At 57.3% G+C, this 19,000-nt stretch carries 18 protein-coding genes; 14 read left to right on the forward strand and 4 right to left on the reverse strand.

What is annotated here, in order from left to right:
* Nucleotides 1-567 precede the first annotated feature (567 nt).
* The 5 genes from EAV92_RS22265 to EAV92_RS22285 all read left to right on the forward strand — a co-directional run bounded on the left by EAV92_RS22265 (nucleotide 568) and on the right by EAV92_RS22285 (nucleotide 6,229).
* Nucleotides 568-2,271 carry a peptide ABC transporter substrate-binding protein gene (locus tag EAV92_RS22265; protein WP_123043120.1) on the forward strand — a complete coding sequence of 568 codons (1,704 nt, stop codon included), beginning with the start codon at nucleotides 568-570 and terminating at the stop codon, nucleotides 2,269-2,271.
* Nucleotides 2,272-2,387: 116 nt separating this feature from the next.
* Nucleotides 2,388-3,317: an ABC transporter permease gene (locus EAV92_RS22270; RefSeq protein ID WP_123043121.1), complete on the forward strand. Its 930-nt coding sequence runs from the start codon at nucleotides 2,388-2,390 to the stop codon at nucleotides 3,315-3,317.
* Between the two features lie 4 nt (nucleotides 3,318-3,321).
* Complete coding sequence (locus EAV92_RS22275; protein ID WP_123043122.1) at nucleotides 3,322-4,236, forward strand: ABC transporter permease; 915 nt, start codon at nucleotides 3,322-3,324, stop codon at nucleotides 4,234-4,236.
* Nucleotides 4,237-4,248: 12 nt separating this feature from the next.
* Nucleotides 4,249-5,277 carry an ABC transporter ATP-binding protein gene (locus tag EAV92_RS22280; protein WP_123043123.1) on the forward strand — a complete coding sequence of 343 codons (1,029 nt, stop codon included), beginning with the start codon at nucleotides 4,249-4,251 and terminating at the stop codon, nucleotides 5,275-5,277.
* Nucleotides 5,270-6,229 (forward strand): ABC transporter ATP-binding protein, encoded by a 960-nt coding sequence (locus EAV92_RS22285; RefSeq protein ID WP_123043124.1) that lies wholly within the window; start codon nucleotides 5,270-5,272, stop codon nucleotides 6,227-6,229. Before EAV92_RS22280 ends, EAV92_RS22285 begins: the two co-directional genes overlap by 8 nt.
* Before the next feature lie 369 nt (nucleotides 6,230-6,598).
* Here the strand turns inward: EAV92_RS22285 and EAV92_RS22290 are convergent, their stop codons facing one another.
* The 3 genes from EAV92_RS22290 to EAV92_RS24665 are packed head-to-tail and all read right to left on the reverse strand — an operon-like array spanning nucleotide 6,599 to nucleotide 8,467.
* A complete protein-coding gene (locus tag EAV92_RS22290; protein WP_123043125.1) occupies nucleotides 6,599-7,159 on the reverse strand; it encodes a ferric reductase in 561 nt (186 codons plus the stop codon).
* Nucleotides 7,160-7,166: 7 nt separating this feature from the next.
* The gene (locus tag EAV92_RS22295; RefSeq protein WP_164472892.1) at nucleotides 7,167-8,132 is read right to left on the reverse strand and encodes an FAD:protein FMN transferase; all 966 of its coding nucleotides are present in this window, start codon (nucleotides 8,130-8,132) and stop codon (nucleotides 7,167-7,169) included.
* A complete protein-coding gene (locus tag EAV92_RS24665; RefSeq protein ID WP_164472893.1) occupies nucleotides 8,132-8,467 on the reverse strand; it encodes a hypothetical protein in 336 nt (111 codons plus the stop codon). The genes EAV92_RS22295 and EAV92_RS24665 overlap by 1 nt, the downstream gene beginning before the upstream one ends.
* 83 nt (nucleotides 8,468-8,550) lie before the next feature.
* Here EAV92_RS24665 and EAV92_RS22300 point away from each other — a divergent pair, with 83 nt between their 5' ends.
* The 6 genes from EAV92_RS22300 (at nucleotide 8,551) to fdhD (ending at nucleotide 14,642) form a co-directional block, all read left to right on the forward strand.
* Nucleotides 8,551-8,895, forward strand: coding sequence for a hypothetical protein (locus tag EAV92_RS22300; protein ID WP_123043127.1), 345 nt, complete (start codon nucleotides 8,551-8,553; stop codon nucleotides 8,893-8,895).
* A gap of 70 nt (nucleotides 8,896-8,965) precedes the next feature.
* Nucleotides 8,966-9,400: a hypothetical protein gene (locus EAV92_RS22305; RefSeq protein ID WP_123043128.1), complete on the forward strand. Its 435-nt coding sequence runs from the start codon at nucleotides 8,966-8,968 to the stop codon at nucleotides 9,398-9,400.
* Between the two features lie 158 nt (nucleotides 9,401-9,558).
* On the forward strand, nucleotides 9,559-11,094 hold the full coding sequence (locus tag EAV92_RS22310; RefSeq protein ID WP_123043129.1) for an FAD-dependent oxidoreductase: 1,536 nt from the start codon (nucleotides 9,559-9,561) through the stop codon (nucleotides 11,092-11,094).
* A 37-nt stretch (nucleotides 11,095-11,131) separates the two neighbouring features.
* A complete protein-coding gene (locus tag EAV92_RS22315) occupies nucleotides 11,132-11,350 on the forward strand; it encodes a hypothetical protein (protein ID WP_123043860.1) in 219 nt (72 codons plus the stop codon).
* Nucleotides 11,351-11,514: 164 nt separating this feature from the next.
* Entirely contained in the window at nucleotides 11,515-13,869 is a 2,355-nt protein-coding gene (locus tag EAV92_RS22320) for an FdhF/YdeP family oxidoreductase (protein ID WP_123043130.1), read from the forward strand.
* Nucleotides 13,866-14,642, forward strand: coding sequence for a formate dehydrogenase accessory sulfurtransferase FdhD (fdhD, locus tag EAV92_RS22325; protein ID WP_123043131.1), 777 nt, complete (start codon nucleotides 13,866-13,868; stop codon nucleotides 14,640-14,642). Before EAV92_RS22320 ends, fdhD begins: the two co-directional genes overlap by 4 nt.
* Before the next feature lie 4 nt (nucleotides 14,643-14,646).
* On the opposite strand, the gene EAV92_RS22330 is transcribed toward fdhD, so the two are convergent.
* Nucleotides 14,647-15,525, reverse strand: a complete 879-nt coding sequence (locus EAV92_RS22330) for an aldose epimerase family protein (protein WP_123043132.1) — start codon at nucleotides 15,523-15,525, stop codon at nucleotides 14,647-14,649.
* A 167-nt stretch (nucleotides 15,526-15,692) separates the two neighbouring features.
* Here EAV92_RS22330 and EAV92_RS22335 point away from each other — a divergent pair, with 167 nt between their 5' ends.
* The 3 genes from EAV92_RS22335 to EAV92_RS22345 all read left to right on the forward strand — a co-directional run bounded on the left by EAV92_RS22335 (nucleotide 15,693) and on the right by EAV92_RS22345 (nucleotide 18,886).
* Nucleotides 15,693-16,328 carry a TetR/AcrR family transcriptional regulator gene (locus EAV92_RS22335; protein ID WP_164472894.1) on the forward strand — a complete coding sequence of 212 codons (636 nt, stop codon included), beginning with the start codon at nucleotides 15,693-15,695 and terminating at the stop codon, nucleotides 16,326-16,328.
* The gene (locus EAV92_RS22340) at nucleotides 16,325-17,596 is read left to right on the forward strand and encodes an MFS transporter (protein ID WP_123043133.1); all 1,272 of its coding nucleotides are present in this window, start codon (nucleotides 16,325-16,327) and stop codon (nucleotides 17,594-17,596) included. Before EAV92_RS22335 ends, EAV92_RS22340 begins: the two co-directional genes overlap by 4 nt.
* Before the next feature lie 318 nt (nucleotides 17,597-17,914).
* A complete protein-coding gene (locus EAV92_RS22345) occupies nucleotides 17,915-18,886 on the forward strand; it encodes a phosphodiester glycosidase family protein (RefSeq protein WP_420888792.1) in 972 nt (323 codons plus the stop codon).
* The last annotated feature ends 114 nt before the right edge of the window (nucleotides 18,887-19,000 follow it).

A 19,000-nucleotide genomic window follows, 5' to 3' on the forward strand; every position in this document is an offset into this window, starting at 1 on the left:
TTGATTTCAAGGAATGTGGTTGGACAAGAGGAGGATTGTCCTTACGAGGAAAAATCTGAGGGTTACTTTCTACGATATTTCATTATATAGTAGGGAAGTTCAAACGTCAAATGCGCTGACATATCCATGCAGTTCTGTTAATGAAACAAACGAAAAAGCCGGTCGACAGGCATATTCGTGTCCAGAAAGCAATTTGGCTAGTTTTTGTACATTGCCGTATTTTTATGCACGGTATAAATATTCTGCTTTTTCAGCATGATTCTTAAATTGCGTGGAAAACTTGATTTATCGGGCTTTTTGAGGCGGGCAACAAAATGCGCTATACGTTTGCGCTCATAAAATTCCGTTCGTGTAATCGCTTTCGGTAAGATTATGGTAAATTACCTTCACTTTACCGTGTTAGGTAATGTAACATACAGAAATTAAACGATTGCAGATCACGAACAATGGTAGTACTATTTAATTTGTTCGATCCTGATGTGAGCCATCCTTGCGACGGGACCCTTGGTCCCATGCTTGGCAGATGCTAGCGCAAGTCGAACGAAAATATTAGGAGGGGTTTAAGGAATGAAGCTTAAGAAGATTCTCACCACTGCTTTCGCTGTCACCTTAATCGGGGCTTCTCTTGCCGCTTGCGGCAGTAAGAACTCCGGAAACGATGCCAGCAGCAGTCCGAGCAGCAGCGCCAGCAGCAGCGCAAGCGCAAGCGCAAGCGGCGACAGCAGCAACAGCAAAACCGAACTGGTCATGAACTACCGGGCGGATCCGCCGGCTCTGGACGTATCGAAAGCGGAGAGCGCAGCTTCGTTCACGTTCCTTGGAGCCGTCAGCGAAGGCTTGTACCGTCTGGACAAAGATATGAAGCCTCAACCTGCACTCGCAGCCGACATGCCGCAAATTTCGGCAGACGGCCTGACCTATACGATCAAACTGCGTGACGGAATCACCTGGTCCGACGGCTCGCCGGTAACGGCCAACGATTTCGTTTACTCCTTCCAGCGCACGCTGGATCCGAAGACGGCAGCAACGTACGCGTTCGTCGTCGCTTGGATCAAAGGCGGCAACGACATCCAAAGCGCGAAAGACGACGCTGCCGTTGAAGCGGCGAAGAAGAACCTGGGCGCCAAAGCGATCGACGACAAAACGCTTGAGATCACGCTGGACCACCCGATTCCGTTCTTCACGTCCATGCTGGCGTTCCTGAACTTCTACCCGCAGAAGAAAGACTTCGTAGAGCCGCTGGGCGACAAAAACGGCGCAGACGCCGACAAAGTCATCGGCTGCGGACCGTTCCTGCTCACCAAGTGGGACCACGACCAAACGCTCGTTCTTGAGAAAAACCCGAAATATTGGGACGCTGCGAACGTGAAGCTGACGAAAGTCACGCTGAACATCGTGAAAGATACCGCTACCGGTCTGAACCTGTATGAGACGGGCGCTACCGACTATGCCGACATCAAAGGCGACCAAATGAAAGCTTACGAAGGCAAAGAAGACCTGAAAATCAAGAGCGAGCTCGTTACGGGCTACCTGAACTTCCAAGCTACGAAAGTTCCGGCTTTCGCGAACGCTAAAGTTCGTCAAGCGTTCTCCATGGCAATCGACCGTCAAGGCCTGGCCGACACGGTTCTGATGAACGGTTCCGTACCGGCTACCGGCTTCGTGCCGAACGGCAACTCCGACGGCAACGGCAACGAGTTCCGTAAAATCGCCGGCAACGACGCTATCGCGTTCGATCCTGCAAAGGCGAAGCAATTGCTGCAAGAAGGTCTGGCTGAGGCTGGCGTATCCAAGCTGCCGGCGATTTCCATCCTTTCCGACGACACCGAAACCGCCAAGAAGATGGACGAATATCTCGTTTCCCAATGGCAAACCAACCTGGGCGTAACCGTAACGGCTGAACCGATGCCGCACAAAAACCGCCTGGACAAAGAACTGAAGAAAGACTACACGATCGTATCGACGCTGTGGGGCGCGGATTATAACGACCCGATGACCTGGCTCGACATGTTCCTGAAGGGTTCCCCGCTGAACACGCAGGACTGGACGAACGCGCAGTACGACGATCTGATCAAGAAAGCGCAAGTTGAACAGGATCTGGCGAAGCGTTCCGATGAACTCGTTCAAGCCGAAAAAATCCTGCTCAGCGAGCAAGCTGTAACTCCGCTGTACTTCCGTTCGTCTCCGTTCGTCATCAATCCGAAGCTGAAGGATCTGATCCTTCCGCCGTACGGTCCGGACTTCGAACTGAAGTGGGCTCACTTCGAGTAAGCTTCAACTTATTAACAACCGTTTATCATTAAGTTAAAGCCATACATGAAGGAAGCCGTTCTTGCATTGAAGGGAGGCGGCTTCTTTCATGTTAAACGGAAGGGAGGAATTTCCTTGTGCTGAAGTATACATTGCGCCGGTTGCTGTACATGGTGGTCACGCTGTGGATCATCGTAACGGTTACCTTTTTCCTGATGAAGCTCTTGCCGGGAGATCCTTTTGGTGAAGCGGTTTTGAAATTGCCGCCCGAAAGCCTGGCAATTATCAAGGCGCAATACGGTTTGGACAAACCGGTTTGGCAGCAATACCTGACTTATCTGGGTCACGTGGTTCAAGGAGATCTGGGGGTTTCCTACTCGTTCCCGACCCGCTCCGTCGTGAGCGTCATCAAGGACGCGTTCCCGGCTTCCTTCGAACTCGGTCTCATTTCTTTGATTTTCGCGATCATCGTCGGTCTTTTCCTGGGCATTATCGCCGCTCTGCGGCATAACAAAGCAGGCGATTACACCGCATCGATCATTGCGCTTATCGGCATTTCGATTCCTTCGTTCGTTATCGGGCCGCTGCTCTCCTATTTCATCGGCGTTAAATTGCGCTGGCTGCCTCCGGGCCTGTGGCTCGGACCCGAACACCGCGTTCTGCCCGCTCTCGCTTTGTCTCTGGGCACGATCGCCATTTTGGCTCGTATGATGAGGGCTTCCATGCTGGAAGTCATGGGTCTCGATTTCATCAAGACGGCGAAATCCAAAGGGCTTTCCCGTTCTACCATTGTCGGCAAACACATGATTCGTAACGCCATTCTTCCTGTCGTGACCATTTTGGGTCCCATTGCCGTTAACGTGCTTACGGGCACGCTGGTCGTGGAGAAAATCTTTTCGGTTCCCGGCCTGGGCAGCCAATTCGTGTCTTCCATCTACTCGAACGATTACACGATGATTACCGGATTGACTCTTTTCTATGCGGCTGTACTGATTATCGTCATGTTCCTGACCGATATCGTTTACGGCTTCGTCGATCCGCGAATCCGTCTGGGAAAGGGGAAGTAAACCGATGGAAGCCATTCCTAAGGATATGTTCCAACCGGCTGAGAAAACGACAAGCGCGGAAGCCATTGTCCGTCCTTCCCTGAATTATTGGGCGGACGCTTGGCGTCGCTTGAGAAAGAATAAACTGGCCATGTTCGGCCTCGTCGTCCTGAGCGTTTTGATTTTACTCGCCATTTTCGGGCCGTTGATCGGCAAATTCGATTATTCCACGCAGCATCTGAAGCAAACGAACGTCAGGCCGAACGGTCAATACTGGTTCGGAACCGACGATTTCGGCCGCGATATGTGGGCCCGCGTCTGGTGGGGCACCCGAATCTCGCTGTTCATCGGCCTCATAGCGGCTGTGCTCGATCTGGTGGTCGGCGTGCTGTACGGCGGCATTTCCGCCTACTTCGGCGGCAAGGTCGATACGGTCATGCAGCGCTTTATCGAAATCGTTTATTCGATTCCTTACCTGCTGATCGCTATTTTGCTCATCATGGTCATGGGGCCGGGCATCTGGTCGATCATTCTCGCGTATGCCATCACCGGCTGGGTCACCATGGCCCGTTTGGTTCGCGGACAGATGCTCGTGCTGAAAGAGCAGGAGTACGTGCTCGCGGCTAAAACGCTGGGAGCGAAGCCGTGGCGCATCATCTTGAAACACCTGATCCCGAACGTACTGAGCGTCGTGGTCGTTCAAATCACGTTCGTCGTACCGACGGCGATTTTCGTAGAGTCGTTCCTCAGCTTTATCGGTTTGGGGATTAAGCCGCCGCTCGCATCGCTCGGCAACCTGCTCAGCGACGGCGCGCAGTACATGCGGTACCATCCGCACCGGCTGACGTTCCCGACCATCGTATTCAGCTTGATTTTGCTTAGCTTTAACCTGCTCGGGGACGGTCTTCGCGACGCCCTCGATCCGAAAATGAGAAGATAAGGAGGCTGACGAATGAGCAAGCCGATCCTTGAAGTCGATAACTTGCAGGTTTCCTTCAAAATGTTCGCCGGTGAAGTGCAGGCCGTTCGCGGCGTGTCCTTCAACTTGAATAAAGGAGAAGTGCTGGCCATCGTCGGGGAATCCGGGTGCGGCAAGTCCGTAACCGCCCAGACGATCATGCGGCTGGTACCTACGCCTCCAAGCTATATCAAAGGCGGTTCCGTGAAGTTCGACGACAAGTACGAAATCACGAAGCTGTCCGAGAAAGAAATGGAGAAAATCCGCGGCGCGGAAATCGGCATGATCTTCCAAGACCCGATGACCTCGCTCAATCCGACGATGACGGTCGGTTCGCAGATCATGGAGAGCATCCGCAAGCACCAAGGCGGCAGCAAAGAAAAAGCGCGCGCCCGTGCCATCGAGCTGCTCCAACTGGTCGGCATGTCCAACCCGGCCGAGCGTCTTCGCCAATATCCGCATGAGCTTTCCGGCGGCATGCGGCAGCGCATCATGATCGCGATCGCGCTTGCTTGCAATCCGAAGCTGCTGATCGCCGACGAGCCGACGACGGCACTGGACGTGACGATCCAAGCGCAGATCATGGACCTTCTCCAGGATGTCCAGGAGAAAACGGGGACCTCGATTATCTTGATCACCCACGATCTCGGAGTCGTGGCCGAAATGGCCCAGCGGATCATCGTCATGTATGCGGGTAAAGTCGTGGAGCAAGGGACCCTGGATGAAATTTTCTACGATCCCAAGCATCCGTATACGTGGGGGCTTCTGCAATCCGTACCGCGTCTCGACAGCGATACGAGCAGCGAGCTCAAATCCATTCCGGGTACGCCGCCCGATCTGTTCGCGCCTCCGAAAGGCTGCGCGTTCGCGGCTCGCTGCCCGTATGCCATGGAAGTTTGCTTGAATCACGATCCGGAGCACTTCTATGCTTCCGAATCCCACAGCGCCGCATGCTGGCTGCTGCATCCCGACGCGCCGAAGGTAGAACGGCCGGTAGAAGTGGGGGGACGCGCAAATGGCTGACAATCATATTCTCGAGGTGCGCAACCTCAAGAAGCATTTTAACCTGAGCGGCAATCGTACGCTGAAAGCCGTCGACGGCCTGAATTTCGCGATCAAGCGCGGCGAAACGTTCGGTCTCGTAGGCGAATCCGGCTGCGGCAAGTCCACGGCCGGACGTACGATCATCAACCTGTACCAGGCCACCGACGGCGAAGTCATTTTCAACGGCAAGAACGCTCAGAAACTAAGCGGCAAAGAAATGAGCAAGTTCAACCAGCAGATGCAAATGGTATTCCAAGACCCGTACGCATCGCTGAACCCGCGGATGACCGTCGGTAAAATCATCGGTGAAGGCCTGGATATCCACGGCCTTCATAAAGGCTCCAAAGCGCGTAAAGCGCGCATCGCCCAGCTGCTGAACGACGTCGGCCTGAACGAAGAGCACGCGAACCGTTTTCCCCACGAGTTCTCCGGCGGCCAACGCCAACGGATCGGGATCGCCCGCGCGCTCGCGATCGAGCCGCAGTTCATCATCGCGGACGAGCCGATCTCGGCTCTGGACGTGTCGGTTCAGGCGCAGGTCGTCAATCTGTTCAAGAAGCTGCAGAAGGATCACGGCCTGACGTACCTGTTCATCGCGCATGACTTGGCGATGGTCAAGCATATTTCCGACCGGATCGGCGTTATGTACCTCGGCAAACTCGTCGAGGTCGCCACGTCGGAGAAGCTGAACGCGAAGCCGCTGCATCCTTACACGCAGTCGCTGCTGTCCGCGATTCCGATTCCGGATCCGGAGCTGCAGCACTCGCGCGAGCGGATCATTCTGAAGGGCGAGATTCCGAGCCCGCTGAATCCGCCGAGCGGCTGTCCGTTCCGGACACGCTGCCCGGCCGCGATGCCGCAGTGCGCGGAGAAAATGCCCGAGTTCAAGGAAGTCGAGCCGGGACATTTCGTCGCTTGCCACCTGTATTGATCAAAGCAAAGGCACTTGCTCTTCGGAGCAAGTGCCTTTTTTCGTGTCGGAGGGGTGGCCTATAGGTGCGTTTGTTGCGGAGGTGGATGGCGGGGGGCGGTTGGTGTGAGGCGGAATAGTGGGAGAAGTTCCAACTAATTTTAAAGAAAATGGGTTTTTCAGAAGATTAATTGGAAAAGCTCCCACTAATATTGTGTGCGAAGGGTTAGAGAGAGGCGTATTGGGCAAATTAGTGGGACATTTTCCCCTTAATTGGCCGGATTATTTAGACAATGAAATAATAGTGGGAGTAAATCCCACTATTGCCCACGCACCCACCGTACAATCGCAAAAAAGCTGCCCTCCAGCTCTTTGAGGGGCAGCTTGTGACTACATGGCGGCTTTCTTGGCGGCGACTCGAGTCTCGACGGCTGCGCGGTAGAAGGTGACAAGAATCAGGATGCCCGCGCTGGCCAGATAACCGATGAAAATGGCCGGCGTCTGGGTATCCGTGCCGCTATAGATACCGTGGAGCAAAGCAAGGAAGAAGACCGGGTAGGACAGCATGTGAAGGGTAATCCACAGTTTCTTGGGCATCAGCAGCCGGAAATCCGACGTCAGCAGGACGATGAGCGACAGGTAGAAGGAGATAGAGCCGATCCCGTAGGCGATCGGGTGCTCCGGTGTCGAGAACGGGATGAGCAGATCCGACCAATTAAACGGGCTGTAGGCATCGATCACGAGAATGAGGATATGGGCCAGCACGAAAATCATGCCGGCGCCTTGGGACCGGGTATGCCAGCGGTACACCCGCGCTTTCCAAGGCCCTTTAAGCGTGGGCGCCCCGTACAGAATACCGAGGAACATCCCTGCGAATAGAAGGTAGTAAGCGACCAAACCCGTAACCCGGGCGATCATCCAACTGGGCAATTGAAGCAACAAGTCAGTCATCCAGCATTCACTCTCCTTTCCAATTCCGGGTGCCGGCGGCGTAAACGTCGCTTCTTAGCAGTTTCCGCTCTCCGTCACGGGTCAAGAGGAACGCGTCGCTGCGGGGGCAAGCTTCCCTGAGCCATTCCGCGCCTTCCTTGCTTCCGAGCATGCAGACCGTCTTGGCCGCGATTTCCGACTCGACTGCGGTATCGCCCGCCACGGTACACTGCAGCACATCCGATTCCGAAGGCTTGCCCGTCCGAGGATCGATGAGATGATGCTTACGGCCTTCCGCCGTTTGCCAGCTTCGGCCCAGCACGCTGGAGGTGGCGACGGCTCCTTTCCGCAACGCAGCGACGCTCAAGCAGGCGCCAGGCTCCCGGGGATCATCGATCTCGATTTCCCAGTCCGGCGAGTCCGCGTTCCCCCAAACCCGCAAATCGCCCCCGGCATTCACCATGCCTGCCGCAATGCCCTTGGCGATCAAACGGTCGGCCAATCGGTCAACGGCCCAGCCTTTCACGATGCCGCCGAGATCGATCCGGGTGCCGGGATCCAGCCGGACGGTCTGCAGGGGGCCGAATAGTTTCCAATCGCCCTTGCGCGAACCGCCGCGTTCCTTCTGCTCTGCCCACATGCCCCTTTCACGGGATGCGATGCGTTCGAAGCTCACCGTATAACCCGCCTGCAGCAGCTGCGGCAAGATGCCGGGGTCGAACATGCCGTTCGTCACCCGTTGATAGTGGCGGGCCAACTCCAACACTTCTTCCATCGTTTTGGAGATGCGCACCGGAAGGCCGGCGGATAAATTCAAACCGCTGAGCTCGCTGTCGGGCCGAAACCGGCTGAATACCCTCTCGGCGTAGGCGAACCAGCTTCCGGCTTCCCGGAATGCCGATTCCCCGGCGGGGCTGGGTTCAAGCGCGAGCGCCACGGTTACGTCGGTGTTCATGGCCCTGAAGCGTTCCATGGTCAAAGTGAGGGCGGCCATCACGAATGCCCCGATCTGGATCGGAACCCGCCGCTCGACCTGCCTCCGCCGAAGCTGTCTCCGAAGCCGGAAGAGCCGCCGTCCGAGAACGTTCCGGAATCGTTCGAAGAATCTTGGCTTTGCTGATCTTGCCATTCCTGGATGACGGGATCATCCTGAGCGGAAGAGGAGCCGTCTTGCTGAAGCGAAGAAGAATGGTTTCCATTCGTTATCGATTGGACGGCGCCTTGAAAGGCGTCGCTGTTCTTGGCGTTATTGAACAACAGGGCGACGGATAACGTGCATCCGACTCCGACGGCCCACTTACGGAGCGATTTGCGAATAGGGTCTCGCATAGGCTCACCTCCTGGATTGAATATATAGAGAATAACCCCCGTTCCTGAAGCGTGCATGAAAAGTCGCTGAAAGCCTGCTGAAAATGAAGGAGGAGCTGGCCAAGCAGGCGCCCGCCGTGTTCATCGTACTCTCCGCATTCATCGAATTCGTGGTCGGGTACTTGCTCGTGGTCGGCATTTTGAACAGGCTTCTGTCCATTGTCCTGACTTGCATTTTCATCCTCACGATGATGCTTTTCGGCTATGTGGAAATCGTCGGGCATTTCATGATCCATATCGTTCTGATTCTGTTCATCATCGAGGGAATGAGCTTCTATAAACCTCCCGTGGATATGCATCGGACGCGCATCGACCGAATCGTCTTCGTCGCGCTGAATTTCCTGTTCGTCTTGGCAACCTATCTCGTGCTGTATTACAAGTTTGGTTGACGGACCGCCATTATCCTTGCATGATGCCGCTTTTCCTGCGATATACATAGAACCAAAAGGAGGCGGTAACATGAAGCAATTTGCTTCGGTGGTTCGCGAATTAAGGGCTTGGTTCACCTCAATTCCCTGGATTCGCAGCTTTGTGCCGTATCATCTTCATCTCTTGTTCGGCGGAGTCGGCATCCTGTTTCTCTATGAACTTCTTCTCCAGATGGTGTCCTACTCCGGCTACCACACCATCGATACGCTGTTTAACAAAATTCCTCTCTACGTGCTCGGGTACTACGGCTTTTTCGCGGGGATTTGGCTGACGCTGATCTCCAAAAACGTCAAATACCTCCCTTATGGACTTTGGGCTTACGCGTTCGTCCTGCTGTTTCCTTTCGAGTACCTCGGCCTGTCAACGATTGTAAGCGCCATCCTGTACGTGCTGTTCGGATTCGCCCTGTTCCGTTATTCGGCATCCTCCTACAGCGAGGCGGACATCCGTAACGCCAACGTCTAGGCCGGGACTCTGAGCCGTACAACTACATAAGGATCCGTTACCCGATCCGGCCCGGCGCCTATTTGCGCAAGAGGGCCGGATTTTCATTTTCATACGGACGTTTAAATAGGAGTAAGCATGCGGTTTTCGAAAAAGGTGCGAGAAGGAGGGGGCGGAACATGAATCCACAGCAAGGGAACGTTGGCGGGCTGCCGAGGTTTCCGGTATCGTACTGGCTGGCTTCGTCGTCGCGGCCGTCCTACGGCAAGCTGGAGAAAGATTTGACCGTGGACGTCGCCGTCATCGGGGCAGGCATTGCCGGGATTACGACGGCATACCTGCTGGCCCAAGCCGGCAAACGGGTCGTGCTTCTCGAAGCCGGGCGGCTGCTCGGCGGAACGACGGGGCATACGACCGCCAAGCTGACCGCGCAGCACGATCTCATCTACGACGAGCTGATCCGTCGTTTCGGGCAGGACGACGCTTTGTTTTATTACGCGGCCAACCGGGACGGCATGGATTTCGTCAGGCGCAAAATTTTGGAGCTCGATATCGACTGCGATTATGCCGTCGAGGACGCGTACTTGTATGCGGCGGATGAAGAGCAAATTCGCTTGGTACAGTTGGAATACGAGGCCTACCTGAAGCTCGGCATCCCTTGCCGGCTAGAGGACGGCATCCCGCTTCCGATCGCGGCGCGTTCGGCGGTCGCCATGACGGGACAAGCCCGGTTCCATCCGGTGCCTTATCTGACCAAGCTGTTGGAGGAATTCGAGAAGATGGGCGGCCTTGTCTATGAGCAGACGACCGTCGAAACGGTGGAGGAAGGCGAGCCCTCGGTCGTCCACACGAAGGATGGTGGCCGCGTGACCTGTCTTGATGTCGTGTCTTGCTCGCATTTTCCGGTTTTCGAAAGCGGGATGTATTTCGCACGTCTGCATGCGGTAAGCTCCTACGCACTCGCTTTCCGGATGCCGGGGGAGCTGCCCCGCGGCATGTATTTGAGCGCCGGCGACCCGAAACGTTCCGTGCGGGCGATCACCTACCGCGGGGAGCAGCTGCTGCTCGTCGGCGGCGAGTCGCACGATACCGGGCAGGACGATTGCACAAGCGGGCGGTACGAAGCGCTCTCGGCGTTCGCGAGGGAGACGTTCGGAGCGGGGGACATCCTGTACCGGTGGTCCGCCCACGATCTGATTACGCCGGACAAGCTGCCTTACGCAGGGCGGGCGACCTCGAAGCATCCGCGCAGTTACGTGGCGACGGGGTTCCGCAAATGGGGAATGTCGAACGGCACCGCCGCGGCGCTTCTGATCCGGGATCTGATTCTCGGCATCGAAAATCCCTACGCGAATTTATTCGACCCGACCCGGCATCTGGCTTCAGGGGGCGTGAAGTCCCTGGTGGCGCACAATGCCGACGTCGCCGTTCAATACGTCAAGGGCAAGCTGCCTTGGCTGACGAAGAAGGTACAGGACCTGGGGCCGGACCAGGGCGCGCTGATCCGCCACGAAGGCAAGAAAGCCGCCGCTTACCGGGATCCGGAGGGGCGCTTGCACATCATGGACGCGACCTGCACGCATATGGGATGCGAGGTCTCCTGGAACGAAGGTGACCGTACCTGGGATTGCCCCTGCCACGGTTCGCGGTTCGACTCCACCGGGGGCGTGAAGGCGGGACCCGCCGTGGAGCCGCTCAAAATGCTGAAGGAATAAGAAGGGGGAGGCGATTGGGATGTCGGATGAACGGAAAATGGAACGGGAGCAGAAAATGCCGAAGGTGTGGCCGCGCGGGGAACGGGACAACCCGGAGCAGTATCCGACGGAGAACGAGAGCTTGTTCGACATGTGGGAAAGCGAGCGGAACGTCGATCCGATCCCGGTAGAGGACGTCAAAATGGAGCAGAGGGAAGAGCGCGACAAGGACGGCACGAAGAACGAGTCGTCCAGCGAGGAGAAGTATCCGGAATAGTACGGGGGTCGGGGGCAAAAGCGGCGGAGATTCCGCGGCGCAGTCCCCGGCCTTTTTTGCGCGGTTTCGGATTAGTTCAGTGTTGCGCCGCATTGGCGTTTTTTATCCATTTTCGTGAAGACGCTTTCTTGGTAGACTGAAGGCGTGGAGAATGGAGGAGCAGCATGGGGAAGACGAAACATACGGGGCCGATCAAGCTGCCGGGCAGGCCGGATCCGAAATTGTGGGTCAGCAAAGTCCCGTTCGGCTTGGGCAAAATCAAACCGAAACATATACGCGATACGTTTAAGGTAGCGTGGGACAACCGCGATAATCTGCCATATGCATACCGTATTCTCACGCAAGGCGTGTGCGACGGATGCGCACTCGGCGTCTCGGGGCTGTACGACCGGACGCTGGCGGGGCCGCATGTGTGCACGACGAGGCTGAACGTGCTTAGGCTGAACACAATGCCGGCGATCAAGCCCGATATCCTGCATGCCGACATCGAAGAGCTGCGGAAGCTGGACAGCACGCAGCTGAGGAAACTCGGCAGGCTGCCTTATCCGTTGGTCCGCAAGAAAGGGGACCGCGCATTCCGCCGTGCTTCGTGGGACGAGGCGCTAGAGCGGATCGCGGCGAAAATCCGCGGCATTGACCCCAAGCAGCTGGCGTTCTACCTGACGGCGCGGGGCATCACCAACGAATCCTATTACGCAGCCGCCAAAGCCGCCCGTTATATCGGCACGAACAACATCGACAACGCGTCGCGGATATGCCACTCTCCTTCGAAAACGGCGCTGAAGCGGTCGCTCGGCATCGGCGCGTCCAGCTGCAACTACAAGGATTGGATCGGCACCGACGTGCTCGTGTTCTGGGGCAGCGTCGCGTCCAACAACCAGCCCGTCTCGACCAAATACATGTACGCGGCCAAACGTAAAGGCACGAAGATTATCGTGATCAACCCTTACCGCGAGCCGGGCATGGAGGGCTATTGGATTCCGTCCATTCCCGAGTCCGCGCTGTTCGGCACGCAGCTCGCCGACGACTTCTACCAGGTCAATATCGGCGGAGACATCGCGTTCATGCACGGGATCATGAAAGCCTGGTTCGACATGGAGGAAGAACGGCCGGGATCGGCGATCGACCATGCGTTCGTCCGCGAGCACGTAACCGGCTATGAAGAGCTGAAAAATCATGTTCGCTTGCAGGAATGGGAAGAGCTCGAACGGTCCTCCGGTCTGTCCCGGGAACGGATGAAGGAGTTCGCCGGGCTGCTCGCACGCTCCCGCTCCGGCGTGTTCGTGTGGAGCATGGGACTGACGCAGCACCGGTTCGGCACGGATAACATCTCTCAAGTGGCGAACCTGGCTCTGCTGCGAGGTTTCATCGGGCGAGAGCATTGCGGCGTGATGCCGATCCGGGGCCATAGCGGCGTGCAAGGCTCCGGCGAGATGGGGGCGGATCCGTTCAGCTTGCCGGGAGGCGAGTTTACGGAGGGGGACATTGAGCGTCTGGAGCAACTGTGGGGCTTCGACCTGCCGCGGTGGCAGGGCGATATCGTCGGCGTTTCGCTGGAGAACGCGATGCTGCCCGAAGAACACGAACGCAAGCTGAAGGTTTTCTACACGTCCGGCGGCAATTTCCTCGAAACGATGCCGGATCCGGATTTCGTCCGGGGCTGCCTGGAAAACGTAGACGTCCGGATCCACCAGGACATCGTGCTGAACACCTCCACGCTCGCGGACGCGCGGGAAGAAGTATGGGTGCTGCCGGCGATGACGCGTTACGAGCAGCCGGGCGGGGGTACGTCGACTTCGACCGAGCGGATGGTCTATTTCTCCCCGGAAATCGAGGGACCGCGTATCGCAGAAGCCCGCCCGGAATGGGCGATTTACGGGGACTTGGCGGCGCGGGTGAAGCCGGAAAACGCGGCGGCGGTCCGCTTCCGCGACGCGGCCGCGATCCGGGAGGAGATTGCGAAAGCGGCGCCCAACTACGAAGGCATTCAGCACCTCTGCAAGCGGGGCGACGTGTTCCAATGGGGAGGCGCCTGGCTGTGCGAAGGCGGCGTCTGTCCGACGCCGGACGGTAAAGGCCGGCTGCTCCCGATCGAGCTGCCCGAACGGCGCAAGCCGGAAGGGCGGTTCTACGCGACGACCCGGCGGGGCAAGCAATTCAACTCGATGGTCTACGGGGAGATTGATCCGTTTAACGGAGCGGGACGTTATGACGTGCTGATCCCCGCTGAAGACGCGCGGGACCTCGGGATCGGAGACGGAGACGCCGTCGTGGCGTACAACCGGCACGGCATCTTCCATGGACGGGCCAAGTTCGAGCCGCTGGCGCGCGGGAATATCGGCCTCTATTGGCCGGAAAGCAACGCGCTGTTTCCCAAAGGAGTCTACGAGCCGTTCGCGGGCATTCCGGAATACAACTCTTACGTGGTCGTGGAGAAGGCGGAAACTTTCCATGCTCTGAAGGATTCCCGTTACGTGGAGAAACGCGTGGCGGAACTTGAATTGGAGACTCCGGAATGAGCGGCGCTTGGCCGACCATTAAGGTCAACGGACCGGACGTCTTCCGGCGAGAAGACGAGATCGCGGAGGAGTTCCCGCTTACGATCCGCCTTGACGGGGAGGAATTCGCGACCCTCGTCTGCTCTCCGAGCGATCTCGAAGATCTCGTGGTCGGTTTTCTGGCTTCCGAGGGTGTCATCCTCACGGCTGAGGATATCCGGGAGATGTCCCTCGACGAGGAGCGGGGTTTCGCTTACGTGAACCTGCATCGCCCTCAATCAACGGGCAAGGATTTCTATTCCAAAAGGCTGATCGGCTCCTGCTGCGGCAAGAGCCGCCAGTTCTACTTCCATAACGACGCGCGTACGGCCAAGACGGTTACGGGAGGCATCAACGTCACCGCGGCCGATTGCTTCGCTTACATGCGGCTGCTTCAAGAGAACTCTGCAGACTTCCGCCTGACGGGCGGCGTGCATAATGCGGCGCTGTGCCGGGACGGCGAGCTCGTGGAGGCGCGTTCGGACATCGGCCGGCACAACGCGCTCGACAAGATTTTCGGACACTGCCTCCGGCATCGCATCCCGGCCAAAAACCACGCCATCGCGTTCAGCGGCCGTTTGTCCTCCGAGGTCGTGCTCAAAGCGGCCAAAATCGGCTCCGCCGTCCTGCTTTCCAAATCGGCGCCGACCGACCTGGCCCTCCGGCTCGCGGAGGACCTGGGCATTACGTGCGCCGGCTTCATCCGGGGCGGCTCCATGAATATTTACACCCATCCGCACCGGATCTTGCTTTGATGATTTAAGCGTCTTCGCAAGCGATATGCAGCACCGCGCTGAAGGTCTCCCCCGGCTCCACGCCGAGGAGGCCTTTGTTGTCGTTCAGCGCCTCGTTCAGCGCCGTCCACGGCTCCACGCAGACGAACGGCTTTCCTTCCACCGCCCACAGGACGACATAACGGAATGACTCGCTGTACGACATATGGATCGCGGCTTCCGTCGACAGGGGGAATGCGATTTCCGGACGGGTCGCGTCGAGCAGGGCGGCGGATTCTTTCATTTCCGTCAAGTCGATCACGCCTTCGAACGGTTTGATGACGCCGTCATTATAATCCAAGTACCGGGTCGCGTCCGTCACGTACGGGAGGCTTTTGCCCTCTGTCGCGAAGTAGGGATGGAATCCGGCCACCATCGGCATCGAACGGTCGGATAGGTTGCGGTATTCCTGCTCGATGGAAAGGACGCCTGCTTTCAGCCGATACGTAAAACGCAGCTCAAAATCGAACGGGTACGACTCGAGCGTGTCCGGGGAACTGCGCAGCACGAGCGTGGCCCACGCGGAGCCGTCGATTCCGGTCACGGCGGTCTCCCAAGGCCGATTGCGCGCGACGCCGTGGTTTTTCATTTTGTACGTGACGCCTTCCCATTCGTATTGCCCCTGGCGAAGCTGCCCGCAGATCGGGAACAGGACGGGAATGCCGCCGCGGATGTTGGCTTCGGGATCATAGAACGTTTCCTTGTCCAAATAAAGCGTCTCCCGTCCGTTCAGCCGGGCGCCGATGACGATGCCTCCCCTATCCGGGCACAGGAGAACACTGGAGTCGGTTTCATGGTCGATGAGCTCCAGAATCGGATATTGATCCATGGATTTGGCGATTTCATAGCGGGATGCGGCGCTCATGGGAATTCCTCCTCGTGCTTGGGTTTCATGGTTTTCATTATACCAAGACGGGGCTTGTGACCCAAATTCGCCGATGGGAAATTTTCGTAAACCGATTTACAGCGACATGCGTGTCGCTTATAATAACGACATCGGTGTCGTTATTATTTCGAAAGAACGGTGATCTTATGTCTCCCAAAGTCGCGGAGGAGCACAAAGAAGCGAGAAGAAAACAGATCTTGGAGGCGGCGGCTCGGGTATTCATCCGGCTGGGCTACCAAGCGGCGACGATGAAGGATGTCGTGGAAGAAAGCGGGCTCAGCCGAGGCGGCGTCTATCTGTACTACGGCAGCACGGAGCAGATGATGCTCGACCTGATCGAGGAAGGCGACCGGGAAGTCGATGAAATGCCGAAAATGCTGCAAGACGGAGTGCGAGTGTGGGACGTGATCGAAGGGTTGATCCGGGGAATGACGGCGGACATGGATCAAGCCTCGCAAGGATTGGCGCCGGTCTATTACGAGCTGTTCATCACCGGGTGGCGCAAGCGGGCGTACGAAACGCTCATGGCACGCCGGTACAACCGCAGCCTGGATGCGTTCGTCGGTCTTCTGGAGGAGGGCGTGAGACGGAAAGAGTTTCATCCTCCGGTGCCTGTCGCGCACATTGCCAAAATGGTATTTTCGTTCCATGACGGCTTACAGATCCACGCGATCCAGTTTGGTGCCGATCTGGTGGACGTCCCGGGTCAGACGGATGCCATGCTGCTTAGTCTCAAGCATTTGCTCGGCCTCGGCGTCACTTCCAAGGAGGAATTCGCTTGAAAGACATTTTCGGCAACCGAATTTTCGTCCGACTGTTTCTGGCGACGATCGCTTCCCAGCTCGGCACGATCGTGGGCAACATGGCTTTCGCTTTCTACTTGCTCGATCGGTATTCTTCGCAGCCGGGTTATGCATCGCTCGCGGAGCTGATGTACTCCCTGCCGACCTTGCTCGTTTTCTGGCTGGTCGGCGTGGCGGCCGACCGGTTCGACCGCCGGCGGATCGCGGAAAACTCCGCCTGGATCAGGGTCGTCCTTACAGCCGTACTACTTCTCGTCCTCTACGGGGGATGGCTGCCGCTTGCCTTTGCCGTGCTGTTCCTGCGCAGCGCCGTTTCGAAGTTCTACGCGCCGGCGGAGTCGGCTTTGCTGCAGGGCATCTTGGCGCCCGAGCAGTATGTCGCGGCTTCGGGGTTGAACCAAACGGTCATGGGAGTGTTCATGATGTTCGGCGTTTCGCTGGGCGCTTTGTCGTACCACGTTTTCGGCATTCTGGGCGCGGTCGTCATTGACGGAATCGGCCTCCTGGCCGTCGGCTTTCTTATCCGGTCCTGCAAGGTCCCCGCCGAAGTTGCCTTGCCGAACGGAAAGACGACTTGGCGTTCGATCCGCCTGCGTGAAATTACGGCCGACTTCTCCGAAGGCATCCGCTACATCCGCCGTTTTCCGCTGCTGCTGTCGCTGATCGGAGGCTTCCTGTTGTTCGGCCTTCTGAATGGAGGCTTCGCGGTATTGCCGATGTACACGATGAAATACAAACTGGCGCCGGATCAGTACACGTTCTACTCTTCGCTGTTCGCCGTGTTTCTCGGGATCGGCTTCCTCTTGGGAGGCATCATCGGACCTGCGCTCGTGAACCGCTTCAAGCCGCACCGCGTCATCATCGTTTCGCTGCTGGGCAGCGGATTGGCCAGCTTGGCTTTGATCGCGGCCGACGAGCCTTGGTTCTATTTATCCGTCGTGCTGGTCATAGGCGTCCTGCTTGCGCCGCTTAACATCGCGATCGGCGGTTGGCTGCCGTCTCTGGTCGACGCCAAACAGATGGGACGCGTCAGCGCCTGGAACGATCCTCTCCTCATGCTCAGCCAATCGGTGGCGCTTGGTTTGATCGCCTTGCTGTACCCCGGAACGATTTCGCTCGAAACGATTTACGCGTCGTTGTCCGTCATTTTGCTGCTGGCCTTTCTGTTTTATCTGGTTACGCTGCCGCGATATCAACGCCAGCATGAGCAAACCGCACCGTCGCATGAAACGGCCGCCCTCGGATAAGGGGCGGTCGTTTTACTTGATTTCCTGGGAAATCCCGTCGGATTCTCAGATTGTTTGGCGAAAACAGAATTTGGCCGAAACATGGCGGCGTTTTCAGTCGTATAAGGGTAGAACGAGTAAACGCAAAGGAGCGTGGAAGAGATTCCCGCAACGACACAGACCGCTCGCGCTCCGGCCAAGGGGAGCGGGTCGGCAGGTACGCCTTCAAGAACCACGACGCGCCGGCGCACCAAGAAAAAGCCTTTTATATGGCGATTGATCCGCAATACGTTTTGGCTGGTATTCATCATTTGTATTTTGTTTGCCGGGTGGTTTTATTTGACCCCTTCGGGCACGACGTTCCGATATATGGTGGCGGACACGATCATCACGACGCAGCATAGAGTTTGGGCGAAGTATATCATCGGCGAGAAAGGCCTGAAGGAAAGGGTCGCCGCTTATCAGGCGCGTTTCGATCAAATGGGAGAAGAACGGGATACCCATGTGATTCCCGTGGCGGCGCCGGGGAAAGCGGACGCCGATCTCCCCCTCACTTCCGTTGAGGAAGTCTCCGGGGAAGGCTTTCACGGTTACTTGCTCAGCGTTCGGGATCCGAAGAAAATCCGGCTCGTCGTGCCGCTCAAACCCGGCCGCGGCGAAAAAGTTACAAGCATGGTGAAACGAACGGGGGCGCTGTACGGCGTAAATGCCGGTGGCTTCGCCGATCCCAATTGGCAGGGCAACGGATTTCAGCCGATCGGCATCGTCATCAGCCAAGGCAAGATCTACTACAACGGGCTGGGCAACGCCAAGAGCACGCAGATCGTGGGCCTCGACAAGAACGGCAAAATGATCGCCGGCCGCTACTCGATCCAGGAGCTCATGGATCTCGGTATCTCCGAAGCCGTGACGTTCTCGCCTCGAATCATCGTCAACGGCAAAGGGCTCATTAAAAACCGCGCGCAAGGCTGGGGAATCGCGCCGCGTTCCGTCATGGGCCAGAAGGAAGACGGCACCGTCATGTTCCTGCTGATCGACGGACGTCAGCCCGGTTACAGTATCGGGGCGACTTTGTACGACGCGCAGGAAATTATGTTGGAGCACGGGGCGGTCATCGCGGCCAACCTGGACGGCGGATCCTCGACGGTGCTCGTGAACGGGGACGGGGAGATCGTCAACAAGCCGTCCGCCGCGCATGGAGAGCGTTATTTGCCGACGGCTTTCCTCGTGTACGACGATCCTTCTTCCGTGGAAGTCCCGAACGTATGGGCAGGCTTGAAGCCGTCCGACATCGATCCGGGCAAATGGTAATTGGCAATAGGGTTGAATCGCAGGGATACCGCTGTGCCGAGCTGGAATGTGTGCTTATTGCGAGCATGCATCCGGCGGATTGACGGCATGGCCGTATCCTTGTTAATATAGTGG

Origin of the sequence: Cohnella candidum (assembly GCF_003713065.1) — a bacterium.
GTDB lineage: Bacteria > Bacillota > Bacilli > Paenibacillales > Paenibacillaceae > Cohnella > Cohnella candidum.

Excerpts from the sequence above, each read along its gene's own strand:
- EAV92_RS22265 (WP_123043120.1), top strand. The coding sequence starts at position 568 with ATGAAGCTTAAGAAGATTCTCACCACTGCTTTCGCTGTCACCTTAATC.
- EAV92_RS22275 (WP_123043122.1), top strand. The coding sequence starts at position 3,322 with ATGGAAGCCATTCCTAAGGATATGTTCCAACCGGCTGAGAAAACGACA.
- EAV92_RS22280 (WP_123043123.1), top strand. The coding sequence starts at position 4,249 with ATGAGCAAGCCGATCCTTGAAGTCGATAACTTGCAGGTTTCCTTCAAA.
- EAV92_RS22285 (WP_123043124.1), top strand. The coding sequence starts at position 5,270 with ATGGCTGACAATCATATTCTCGAGGTGCGCAACCTCAAGAAGCATTTT.
- EAV92_RS22290 (WP_123043125.1), bottom strand. The coding sequence starts at position 7,159 with ATGACTGACTTGTTGCTTCAATTGCCCAGTTGGATGATCGCCCGGGTT.
- EAV92_RS22295 (WP_164472892.1), bottom strand. The coding sequence starts at position 8,132 with ATGGCCGCCCTCACTTTGACCATGGAACGCTTCAGGGCCATGAACACC.
- EAV92_RS24665 (WP_164472893.1), bottom strand. The coding sequence starts at position 8,467 with ATGCGAGACCCTATTCGCAAATCGCTCCGTAAGTGGGCCGTCGGAGTC.
- EAV92_RS22300 (WP_123043127.1), top strand. The coding sequence starts at position 8,551 with ATGAAGGAGGAGCTGGCCAAGCAGGCGCCCGCCGTGTTCATCGTACTC.
- EAV92_RS22305 (WP_123043128.1), top strand. The coding sequence starts at position 8,966 with ATGAAGCAATTTGCTTCGGTGGTTCGCGAATTAAGGGCTTGGTTCACC.
- EAV92_RS22310 (WP_123043129.1), top strand. The coding sequence starts at position 9,559 with ATGAATCCACAGCAAGGGAACGTTGGCGGGCTGCCGAGGTTTCCGGTA.
- EAV92_RS22315 (WP_123043860.1), top strand. The coding sequence starts at position 11,132 with ATGGAACGGGAGCAGAAAATGCCGAAGGTGTGGCCGCGCGGGGAACGG.
- EAV92_RS22320 (WP_123043130.1), top strand. The coding sequence starts at position 11,515 with ATGGGGAAGACGAAACATACGGGGCCGATCAAGCTGCCGGGCAGGCCG.
- fdhD (WP_123043131.1), top strand. The coding sequence starts at position 13,866 with ATGAGCGGCGCTTGGCCGACCATTAAGGTCAACGGACCGGACGTCTTC.
- EAV92_RS22330 (WP_123043132.1), bottom strand. The coding sequence starts at position 15,525 with ATGAGCGCCGCATCCCGCTATGAAATCGCCAAATCCATGGATCAATAT.
- EAV92_RS22335 (WP_164472894.1), top strand. The coding sequence starts at position 15,693 with ATGTCTCCCAAAGTCGCGGAGGAGCACAAAGAAGCGAGAAGAAAACAG.